General features: G+C 45.4%; 11 protein-coding genes. 6 read left to right on the top strand and 5 right to left on the bottom strand.

Going from position 1 to position 10,324, the window contains the following annotated elements:
* Window positions 1-71: 71 nt before the first annotated feature.
* Window positions 72-815, top strand: a complete 744-nt coding sequence (locus tag Q1B11_RS19590) for an integron integrase (RefSeq protein ID WP_299735585.1) — start codon at window positions 72-74, stop codon at window positions 813-815.
* Window positions 816-1,024: 209 nt separating this feature from the next.
* Here the strand turns inward: Q1B11_RS19590 and Q1B11_RS19585 are convergent, their stop codons facing one another.
* The gene (locus Q1B11_RS19585; protein WP_299735583.1) at window positions 1,025-2,545 is read right to left on the bottom strand and encodes a fumarate hydratase; all 1,521 of its coding nucleotides are present in this window, start codon (window positions 2,543-2,545) and stop codon (window positions 1,025-1,027) included.
* Window positions 2,546-2,833: 288 nt separating this feature from the next.
* Between Q1B11_RS19585 and Q1B11_RS19580 the strand changes: the two genes are divergently transcribed.
* Entirely contained in the window at window positions 2,834-3,376 is a 543-nt protein-coding gene (locus Q1B11_RS19580) for a 2Fe-2S iron-sulfur cluster-binding protein (protein WP_299735582.1), read from the top strand.
* A 9-nt stretch (window positions 3,377-3,385) separates the two neighbouring features.
* On the opposite strand, the gene Q1B11_RS19575 is transcribed toward Q1B11_RS19580, so the two are convergent.
* Window positions 3,386-5,224: a hypothetical protein gene (locus tag Q1B11_RS19575; protein ID WP_299735580.1), complete on the bottom strand. Its 1,839-nt coding sequence runs from the start codon at window positions 5,222-5,224 to the stop codon at window positions 3,386-3,388.
* Window positions 5,225-5,472: 248 nt separating this feature from the next.
* On the opposite strand from Q1B11_RS19575, the gene Q1B11_RS19570 reads away from it, so the two are divergent.
* The gene (locus Q1B11_RS19570; protein WP_299735578.1) at window positions 5,473-5,787 is read left to right on the top strand and encodes a BolA/IbaG family iron-sulfur metabolism protein; all 315 of its coding nucleotides are present in this window, start codon (window positions 5,473-5,475) and stop codon (window positions 5,785-5,787) included.
* Between the two features lie 2 nt (window positions 5,788-5,789).
* Here the strand turns inward: Q1B11_RS19570 and Q1B11_RS19565 are convergent, their stop codons facing one another.
* On the bottom strand, window positions 5,790-6,413 hold the full coding sequence (locus Q1B11_RS19565; protein ID WP_067522094.1) for a phosphoadenosine phosphosulfate reductase family protein: 624 nt from the start codon (window positions 6,411-6,413) through the stop codon (window positions 5,790-5,792).
* A gap of 305 nt (window positions 6,414-6,718) precedes the next feature.
* On the opposite strand from Q1B11_RS19565, the gene Q1B11_RS19560 reads away from it, so the two are divergent.
* The gene (locus Q1B11_RS19560) at window positions 6,719-7,459 is read left to right on the top strand and encodes an ABC transporter substrate-binding protein (protein ID WP_299735574.1); all 741 of its coding nucleotides are present in this window, start codon (window positions 6,719-6,721) and stop codon (window positions 7,457-7,459) included.
* Window positions 7,460-7,608: 149 nt separating this feature from the next.
* Here the strand turns inward: Q1B11_RS19560 and Q1B11_RS19555 are convergent, their stop codons facing one another.
* Window positions 7,609-7,917, bottom strand: a complete 309-nt coding sequence (locus Q1B11_RS19555) for a DUF4286 family protein (RefSeq protein WP_299735572.1) — start codon at window positions 7,915-7,917, stop codon at window positions 7,609-7,611.
* 66 nt (window positions 7,918-7,983) lie between these two features.
* Window positions 7,984-8,619 (bottom strand): O-methyltransferase, encoded by a 636-nt coding sequence (locus Q1B11_RS19550; RefSeq protein ID WP_299735570.1) that lies wholly within the window; start codon window positions 8,617-8,619, stop codon window positions 7,984-7,986.
* Between the two features lie 222 nt (window positions 8,620-8,841).
* Here Q1B11_RS19550 and Q1B11_RS19545 point away from each other — a divergent pair, with 222 nt between their 5' ends.
* Both Q1B11_RS19545 and Q1B11_RS19540 read left to right on the top strand, forming a co-directional pair.
* On the top strand, window positions 8,842-9,120 hold the full coding sequence (locus tag Q1B11_RS19545) for a SelT/SelW/SelH family protein (RefSeq protein ID WP_067522154.1): 279 nt from the start codon (window positions 8,842-8,844) through the stop codon (window positions 9,118-9,120).
* Between the two features lie 159 nt (window positions 9,121-9,279).
* Entirely contained in the window at window positions 9,280-10,302 is a 1,023-nt protein-coding gene (locus Q1B11_RS19540) for a hypothetical protein (protein ID WP_299735566.1), read from the top strand.
* Window positions 10,303-10,324 lie beyond the last annotated feature (22 nt).

Raw genomic sequence — 10,324 nt, 5'->3', positions numbered from 1 at the left:
TTTGCGATTCCGGAATAAGTAAAACTGGCTAGAAGCCTTGGTGCTGTTGACTGGAATCACTTCAGCGGGAATTGCTGGCGATTCTATTCTTATACAGAGAAGTACTTGATCGGCCGTTGGTCGGTATTGATGCTGTAAGAGCAAAGCCTTCTCAGAAGCTACCTGTCGTTTTTACTCGTAATGAAGTAAGAACGATTCTTGAGCAAGTTGCTGGGACTAATCGCTTGATGGTTCAGCTGCTTTATGGTTCCGGCCTTCGCTTAATGGAGGTTTTGCGTCTGCGCGTTAAAGATGTGAACTTTGACCACCATTGCATCATTGTTCGTGATGGGAAAGGCCGAAAGGATCGAGTCACTATTTTACCGGAACCGGTAGAGCCATCATTAAAGCAACAAATGCAAAAGACAAGACACTTTTATGAGATGGATCAAATTGATGGCCATCATGAGGTTTGGATGCCCAATGCCCTTGCAAAAAAGTACCCCAGCGAAGCAAAAAGTTATCACTGGCAGTATATTTTTCAATCTCCAAAGGTTTCTGTCGATCCAAGGTCCGGCTTAACCCGTCGCCATCATCTGAGCGATAGTCAGCTGCAGAATGTGGTGAAATCAGCTATCCGCTCTGCTGGTGTCGAAAAACACGCGTCCTGTCATACATTTCGCCACAGCTTTGCCACGCATTTACTTGAAGATGGCTACGATATACGTACAGTTCAGGAGTTATTGGGGCATAAAGACATTCGAACTACACAGATTTATACCCATGTACTGAATAAAGGAGGCAATGCGGTTAAGAGCCCATTATCCAGACTGTAAAACAAACATCCACGCTACCGCCCTCGATTCCATCTTTTAGAGCATTCAGGGGGGGGGGCAGTTATCCTACAAAAGATAATACAGTACACATAGAGTGTTATAAATACGTCCAATTACGTTTATTTTATAAATTGTGCGACAGTGTTCGCAAAATTATCATAACAAGGCAGCCTATGTTTGGCTGCCCTATGTCGCTTGATTTTGAAGCGCTACTTTATTTCAAGCACCTGCTCTTCAATTTTCTTTTTCCAGATCTGCGGCCCTGTTATATGTACAGATTCCCCTCTGGAGTCAACCGCTACGGTTACAGGCATGTCTTCCACTTCAAACTCATAAATTGCTTCCATGCCAAGGTCTTCAAAAGCTATGACTTTTGCTTTTTTAACCGCCTTAGATACCAGATAAGCTGCACCACCAACTGCTATCAAATAGACCGATTCATTATCTTTGATGGCTTCAATAGCCACAGGGCCTCGCTCTGCTTTACCAATCATTCCGGCAAGGCCCGTTTCTTCCAACATGGTGCGGGTAAATTTATCCATTCGCGTTGATGTGGTGGGGCCTGCAGGACCAACGGCTTCATCACGCACCGGATCGACAGGGCCTACGTAGTAGATAAAGCGACCTTTCAATTCTACCGGTAGTTCTTCACCCTTGGTGATCATGTCTACCATACGCTTATGCGCAGCATCACGGCCGGTGAGGATTTTTCCTGATAACAGTACAGTGTCGCCGGGTTGCCAGGTTTTGATTTCTTCATGGCTTAGGTTATCTACGTTAACCTTGCGTACGCCCTCGCCCATATCCAGGCTGACTTCTGGATAATCATCAATATTAGGTGCTTTTTGATAAACTGGGCCATTACCATCAAGCGTAAAATGCGCATGTCGTGTAGCGGCACAGTTTGGAATCATGGCAACGGGTAAAGAGGCGGCATGTGTCGGATAATCTTTGATCTTAATATCCAGCACGGTGGTTAACCCACCCAGCCCCTGGGCACCAATACCCAGCTTGTTTACCTCATCCATAATTTCAAGACGAAGTTCTTCTACTCGGTTGCTTGGGCCTCGTTGACGCAGTTCATGGATATCAATAGGTTCCATTAAAGATTCTTTGGCCAGCAACATGGCTTTTTCTGCGGTACCGCCAATACCAATACCCAACATGCCCGGTGGACACCAGCCAGCCCCCATCGTTGGTACCGTTTTCTTCACCCAATCGACAATGCTGTCTGATGGGTTCAGCATAACCATTTTCGATTTGTTTTCTGAGCCGCCACCCTTGGCCGCCAGTTCAATCTCTACGCTATATCCTGGCACCAAGCTCATATGAATGACAGCGGGTGTGTTGTCTTTGGTATTTTTTCGAGCGCCGGCAGGATCTTCGAGCACAGAAGCTCGGAGGACATTATCAGGATGCGTGTATGCGCGGCGCACACCTTCATTGATCAAATCATCGAGAGACCGGTCTGTTTCAAAGCGTACATTCATCCCAACTTTAACAAAGATGGTGACAATACCCGTATCCTGACAAATCGGGCGCTTTCCCATTGCACACATGCGGGAGTTCACCAGAATCTGAGCCATGGCATCCTTTGCCGCTTTAGACTCTTCTTTCTGATAGGCTTCATACACCGCAGTGATGAAGTCAATTGGATGATAATAGGAGATAAATTGCAGCGCATCCGCAACGCTGAGAATGACATCATCTTCCCGGATCACAACACTCATTGGTATGTTTACCCCTTTTCCTGCGGGCGCTGCCCGACCACTGCGACTTGCAAACCCATTGGGTTCTTATTATTGCCGCCGATTATACCAATGGAAGTTAGTAATAAACATTGATAAACAGCATGAATTACCATGGAATGTCACTCTATATGAGAACGTTTCTCAAACAATCTATTGATTTGGCATTTAAGGTAACGTTCCAGCAGGAAAATCTGAATTCTATTTATTGCTGACAACCTTCTAGAAAACGATAGAATGCATCCGAAAGGGTTTAATACAGAGTTTTTTATGCCAGCCATCGAATTTCAAGGCCAGTGTTTTCAACTGGATGACAACGAAAACCTGTTGGACGGACTATTAAAGCAAAAAGCCAGCGTGCCGTTTTCTTGTCGCGCCGGAGTATGCCACTCCTGCCTTCTACAAGTTACAGAAGGTAAGCCACCAGCGGATAGTCAGCAATTCCTCACCGAGAAACAGACTGCCAAAGGTTTCATGCTGGCCTGTCAGGCACACGTTATTGAAGACATCACCGTTCGCTTACCCTTGAGAGATGAAGTTCCCGGGATCATCACTGGTCTCACTCAATTAAGCCCTACTGAAATCAGGTTAACCATGTCAACACGTCTCCCTTTTTCTATCAGCAAGGGCGATCAGGTTTATTTGGTTAACCATGAAGGTTTTGAAGGTCATTATCCAGTAGCAGACGTCAGTGACGACTTACTGGTTATTGAATGTTTAATTGAAAGAAAAGCAGGCGGTGATCCGTTTAGTGCATGGGTTCACTCCGACGCACAAACTGGCCTCCGCCTGATGCTGATCAAGCAGAATTAGTATTAGTTATCACTCACGAACAGGAAGTTCCGCCAGTATGTGGTCATTACCCATTTTGTCGGGATCAACATCCCTCTTGGAGAATTTTTCTTTTGCCATGCAGCCAGATTCTACGTTGATCAGACTGAACGCCGGCTGTCGTACCACCTCTTGATACGCGGTTTTGCCATCAGGCATTTCTGTTGAATAGGCCAGATATGCATCCACCAGCCCATGGGAATAATCAACGCCTTCGGTTTCAAAGCTTTTCAGTACGACCACTTCATCTGTTCTGCATCCTAACTCTAGCTGGTCACCAGACCGTAGGCTTTTGATAATGGCTGGGTGACGGCTACCTAATGGAAACTGGATATTTCCGTAGTATAATTTTTCACCGTCATCCTGAGTTTCAACCAGCACATCCCAGAAGGCCATTACATTCAGGAAATCACGACCGCTTTTATCTTTTACGACATTGTCCCGATGTTTACCTTTATCCAGATAGGCACCCTTAGACTTGAAGCGTTGAGTAATGCTTTGGTCAAAGTTAAAGATTCTTGGGTCTTCTTCACTGTTGGCAATTCGATAGGCAACGGGCCGTCCGGATACCTGATCACAGCTGTCGCAGTTTGCAGATGCAGCCGCGCTTGCATTTTTCTCTTCAGCGCCAGGTAATACTGCAATTGAATCACTGGGCTCAATCCATGTTTTTTCTGGTCTTGGCTCTATCGGCGAAACACCTCTCTCTCTTTTTTCTGGCAGCACGGTGTTTTCTTTCTTAGAAAGAGAGGCAGAATTCGTCACTGGTGCTGTCTCACTAACTACCGTTACCGGATTGGACACAATGACATTGCCAGCACCTGTGGCTGTTTTATCCATCGTTATTGTTGACTGCTCAGCCGGTGCATTACCTTTTTGAGATTCTGTAATCTTTCTTTTCCGCTCTTCTCGCCGAGCAATAGCTCGATCGATGCGTGCTTGCTCTTTATCCTTCTCTGTTAATATTGGTTTCTCTGTGACTACAGACTTCGTTGTGGATTTATCTGGTGATATCACAACGACTGAATCCTGAATAACACTCGGTGATGTTGTGTCATCCATACTGCCTGATTGTAACGGTGTTTCAGAAGGCGCTTCATTTATTTCAGTCAGCGCCACTGTCGAACCATTATCTTGTTCTTTGTCCTGCTCTAAATAAGGTTGATCAGCCACAATGGCTTCTACTGGAGTGATGATTTTTGCGGTCACCTGATCTGTTTTTTCTAGCTTATCTCTGTTTAGAAGTGCATGGTCTGGTTTTTCCTTAATGACTGTTTCATCAGTCGTCTTACCGTTTTCCATGACCGAGTTGGTCACTGGCATCGACTGATCATCCGAGGGCACATCCGTCGATGCAATTGTTGATACAACCGTTGATGAAATCCAGCCAGTGTCGCTCATTTCTGGAGTAGCAATAGGCACAACCACGTCAGAGGAGACTGCATCATCACACTCATTGATAATCACCACGTCTTCGTCCAACTGGTGCTCCGCAAGTCGGAGATCAACAAACTGTAATAACCTATCCGTTTGAGCAGGGTCCTCCAGATCGAGACACGCCACCTGATCATGAAACTTAAAAGATTCCGATACGCTTAAACCATGATTACACCCTTTTTTTACTTTTTCCTGACAGGCTTTCGAAGGTAGCTTGTCGATGTGATTGTTTTTATTTTCTTTAGTTAATGCATAGGGTATCTGATGATGCCTACTGTCTTTATCCGCTGCCATCACACCTGAAGACGACAAGGCTACTATAATTGAACCCGCTAACATTGATAGTGAAAACGCTGCACCCCGGGCGGATTTCTTACTCTTATTCGGCTCCATAGGATTTACACCTTTACATTTATTAAGTAATACAAATCCATTGCCGTACAACTTACCAAGCCAGCTTTTCGTCACTGATCCGTTGTGTGGTTTGAGAATAGACCAAGAAAATTATTCAGCCATAAAGAACATTTTTTTAATCTATTGTGTGATGTCACACCGTTATATAATCGGCTAATGGGAGATAATGAAACCATCGGGTTGAGCTTAATATGCTCAGACCAACCATCTGATTGAGGAAGCGATGCATGAGCATGAGAGAGAAAATCATAAGTAAACTGAATGACACCTTTCCTATCAGCTTTCTTGATGTGATGGACGAGAGTCATATGCACAACACCCCACCAGGGTCTGAATCGCATTTCAAGGTGGTGATCGTCAGTGAGTTATTTAAAGGCAAGCTGCCGGTAAAACGGCATCAGTTAATATATGGCGCTTTGGCTGATGAGATGAGAGACAGTATTCACGCACTGGCATTACATACCTATACACCGGATGAATGGCTGGCTCGTGAGCAGGCAGCACCGGACACACCGGACTGCCGTGGCGGGGGCAAAAAATAGATTTATTTTGACGTTGTCGTATGGAGACCACACTCGCGGTTTCCATATACTTTAGTAGGGTCGTAATAATCTTCTTCAAGGGGAAGATCCTGGGTAACCAGATACTCTTCCACATCAAGTTCGTTCCAATTCAGTACCGGTGCCACACGCAGATAGCCGTCATTAGTCTTACTGACTACTTCCAACCCTTTACGAAAATCCGTCTGATCTTTTCGAATCGCGGTCAGCCAAACGTCTGGCGCCACTGTTTTCATGGCTCGAGCAAAAGGTTCCAGCTTTACTTGTCGGGTAAATTCATCATGCTCTGGTGTATCCACTTCCGGAACACCACCATAAATCGCATCCCGAAAACCACGACTGTATTCCGGATGGAATACCTGAATATTCAAATTCAGCTGTTTTATCAGCTGATCAGCAAAGCGATAGGTGGCTTTTGTGCCATAACCGGAGTCGATCCAAATGACCGGGATATCTGGCTTAATCTGCACAGCCAAGTGAAGAATGGCCGCTTCATGAGGGCCAAAGTTAGTGGTCAACACTGGGTTCTTTGCCTGATCCAGTGCCCACTGAATGATAAAAGCAGGATCCTTCGATGACAGTTCCTGATTAATTGACTCCAGTTGCATAACGCCCTCTGTATAATATTTTTCCAAGAACTATAAAACTCACCATATATAACTACAAAGACTTATATGTACTATAAATATTCCTGAACTTAATGATACCCATCGTCTTTGTTGGCTGCGTGCACTCACCCCGATCACTTACTGTCTGTCAGCTCACGGGACCCGAGGGCCTAAAGACTTCGCTCTCTTGCCGCCGCGCAGTAAATTTAAATCCTTTGGTTATAAGCTATTTCGGTCTTCCGCACTTTCCCTTAGAATTGCCGCACAATAAACCATTTTTTCCCATTTTCGCTGTAGGGATCACTATGAAGTTTCGACGCATTCCATGCCTCTCATTGCTATTGCTGGCATTAGCGGCCCAGGTTCAAGCCAATAATTTCCATCTGGTCACTGAAAGCTTTCCGCCATTAAATATGACGAATAATGGCACCTCCTTTGCCCGGAACGACCGGGTATCAGGGTTTGCCACTGACATTATGAGAAAGCTGTTCGAGTCCTCAGGGTATACCACCGAGTTCACATTAATGAGCGATTGGGATAAAGCCTTTAACAGCGCCAAAGACAAGCCTGCTTACGGCGTCTACTCCGCATTCCGCACGCCGGAACGTGAAGAGCATTTTCAATGGGTCGGCCCGCTGTACCATGAAGACTGGGTGATTCTCGCGTTGGCGGACAGTGACATCAGCGTCAGCTCTCTGGCTGATTTGAAGAACTTCAAAGTGGGCTCCTATGAATACGATGGCATCTCGGATTACCTGATTGAACAACAGGTAAATATGGAACAAGCGAAGAGCGATGCTCTGAACGTTGTTAAGTTAAAGCTTGGTAAAATTCAGCTATGGGCATCCAGCTCTCTGACTGGGCCTTATGTCGCCTCCAACTTCAGAGTACCGGTGAAATCCGTATTTAAAATCAATGAAAGCAGTCTGTGGCTGGCCATGCACAAGGACACAGACCCTGCCGTGGTGGAGAAGCTAAACAATCAGTTAAAGTTGATGCACGAAAGTGGTGAAATTCAACAACTGATTGCTAGCTATAACGGATAAGGAACTGTCACAAAATAACTTCCACATTTAACCAGAACCGTTATCCGTTATCCGTTATCCGTTATCCGTAAAGCCTTGCTGCTTGTGCTTTTACGGAAAACGGTAAACGGAAAACACTTCTCTGATTAGAAGACCATGGCTGCTCATGCTCACTCCTTTAGTACACGTCGATATACGGAAAACTGCTTACCAAAGCGATCCGAACGCTGCTGCCAGAACATAGAAGCCCGCTGGTTCAGGTAATGATCGAGAGCCTGTTGATTCTTCACTCGATACCGGACCGATATACCTTGTGAAAATGGTCGTTCAACCAGTCGGTCATCGTCCACCAAATTCATAATCTCAGCGCTTTCAAACCCTTCTTCTCCCAGCATCTGGGCAACATGTCCTTTTTGCCACTCACGGTAGTCGTCTGCAATTTCATCATCCACTAAACAATTCACTTCATAAATAATCATGTATCACCCTCCGGCTCTCTGCTTAACGAGCAAGAAAATAATAGTGAAAAAAGTGAACATTCGTGGTTAAAGTTTACGCACGATATTAATGCCGTGCCGGACAGGCAGTAGCAAGTTTTCCAGCCCCGGGTGCTCGTAGACATAACGATTCAAATCGGCAATCACTTGATCTCGTTCTTCCTGCGGATCAAGCACCTTGCCTTTCCAGAGCGCATCATCAATCACCACGATGCCGCCTGAATTCATCATGGGCAACACCAAATCCAGATAATGGCGGTATTTTTTCTTGTCCGCATCCAGAAAGACCAAATCAATTTTTTCAGAAATCTGTGGAATGGTATCCAGTGCCAAGCCGAACAGTACTTTGATTTTATGCCCGTGCTCAGACCGATCAAAAAACTCCTGACCAATACTGATGGAACGAGGATTGGTTTCACAGGCATAGACGACACCGTATTCTGGCAATCCTTCGGCCATGGAGAGAGCCGCATAGCCGGTAAACATTCCGATTTCCAACACAGTTTTACTGCGGCTGAGCTGCACCAGCATTTTCAGAGTCTGCCCCACCAGCTTGCCGGAAAGGTTGAGCGGATAACGGGTTCGGTCGGCCGTTGCCTGCGCTAGTTCTGCTAACAGGGCGGATTCACCAGACGTAAGATTCTGGCAGTAGTCCTCAATGGCCGGATCAACGATTGAATCCATGCAGTTCACCTTTGGAGATTGATCATGCCGGGCGATTCAATCATGCTAAGGGAAGTGGCATTGTAGAAAGTACCAGTCATCCGTCATTCCCGCGCAGGCGGGAATCCATTGCGAGCCGTGGATCCCCGCCTGCGCGGGGATGACGATGGTATATTTTTAACTGCAGCTTCCCTAAGTCGATAAATTGCCCAACAAAAACAGCGAATTCTAAGCGAGCAGGTCATGTCAGGAAAGCCCATTATCGAGATTGAGTACTGTAGCCAGTGTCAGTGGTTACTTCGCTCTGCCTGGTTAGCACAGGAACTGCTCAGTACATTCAGCACGGATATTGGTGAAGTGCGTTTGAAGCCGGGTACCGGTGGTATTTTTGTCATACGACTGAACGGTGAAGAAATCTGGGAGCGGAAGAAAGACAACGGCTTCCCACAACCAAAAATCATCAAACAAAAGGTTAGGGATGTCATCGCGCCAGAAAGAGATCTTGGTCATAACGATCGGTAAACATTCAGGCAGCCACCAATAGCACTTCAATATTGGCCACTTCAATATTGGCCACGTCAATATTGACTGCCAGTACACAGGACTTTTTATAAAATGAAACTTAATGCGTGACTTACGTTCAAAGGTATTATTTATTTTGATCGGGTAAAGTACTTCACAATGGAACCCAGTATTAGCATCCATTCTGGCCTTAAGGTTTTTTATGCTCCCTTGCCAAAAGATGAGCCCACCGGCGACGCGACAGAAAAAAAGCTCAATAAAGCATGGCAACGAAGCAATTCCACAAAACTAAAGAAATTTGTTAAAACCAACGAATATTCCACGATCTCTAAATCATTAAAAAGAGATACTGGTATACTGGAAAGGCTCTGTGAAAAACATTTGGGAAAGGATCGCCACATACCAACCCCAAGCGAAACGGTAAAACAAGTATTTGAAGAGCAACAAGAACCTGCAATGCCTGAAGCCGCTCCTTTACTGCTCGTCCGGTCGGAAGGCGCTGCCACCGTGCCTGTACAGCCAGAGTCTACGCCAGCATTTAATTATGCTGAAACGCTAAAAACCTTCAGAGCCAAGTTTTCAATAAACACCCTCAAGCCTACAAATCATTCGAATCAGCAATCGCTTCTTGATTTCTATCAACGTGCCTCAGGTTCTTATCATAACGTCATCAAGTCTTTATCCCGGGCCAGTGAACAAATTGATGCGCAGAGAAGTAGTAAACAGAATCTTGCTGATCCTCCAACAACCGACGATAAAGCTGCCCGAGCTGAAAAGACTCCTCCCCTACCGTTAACAGAAGGGGATATCCAGGCCATCCTTAACAAACTCGTTGTAGGAATAGATCTTTGTCTTGAGGGCTCACATGCGCGCTTTCAGGATATGAACGAGCTTCTTCGCTCACTAAGTTATGGACTGAGTGGTCAGCTTCATAAACACAGAAGTGACCTTTACTCAAAATTAGCCCTGAACTACCTGGATGAGCTGAAAAAAAGAAGATACATCATACCTCATAGTAGCCAGATTCACTGGCACGTTGCTGTACGAAATGCCTGTTGTGGCTTGGTGAATTTACCGAAAATTGATGAAAAATACGCTAACAGAATAAAGCTTAAAAAAGCAGATATAGCAGCCACTCCCGATGAATATGCGACACAATCCATTATCAGAAAATTGTCGTAAGCACTATTTGATAGAACAATGA

The sequence above is a fragment of the uncultured Endozoicomonas sp. genome, from assembly GCF_947495845.1.
Classification (GTDB): Bacteria; Pseudomonadota; Gammaproteobacteria; order Pseudomonadales; family Endozoicomonadaceae; genus Endozoicomonas.
The sequence above is the reverse complement of the archived record's forward strand: the minus strand, read 5'-3'. Positions and strand labels throughout refer to the sequence as shown.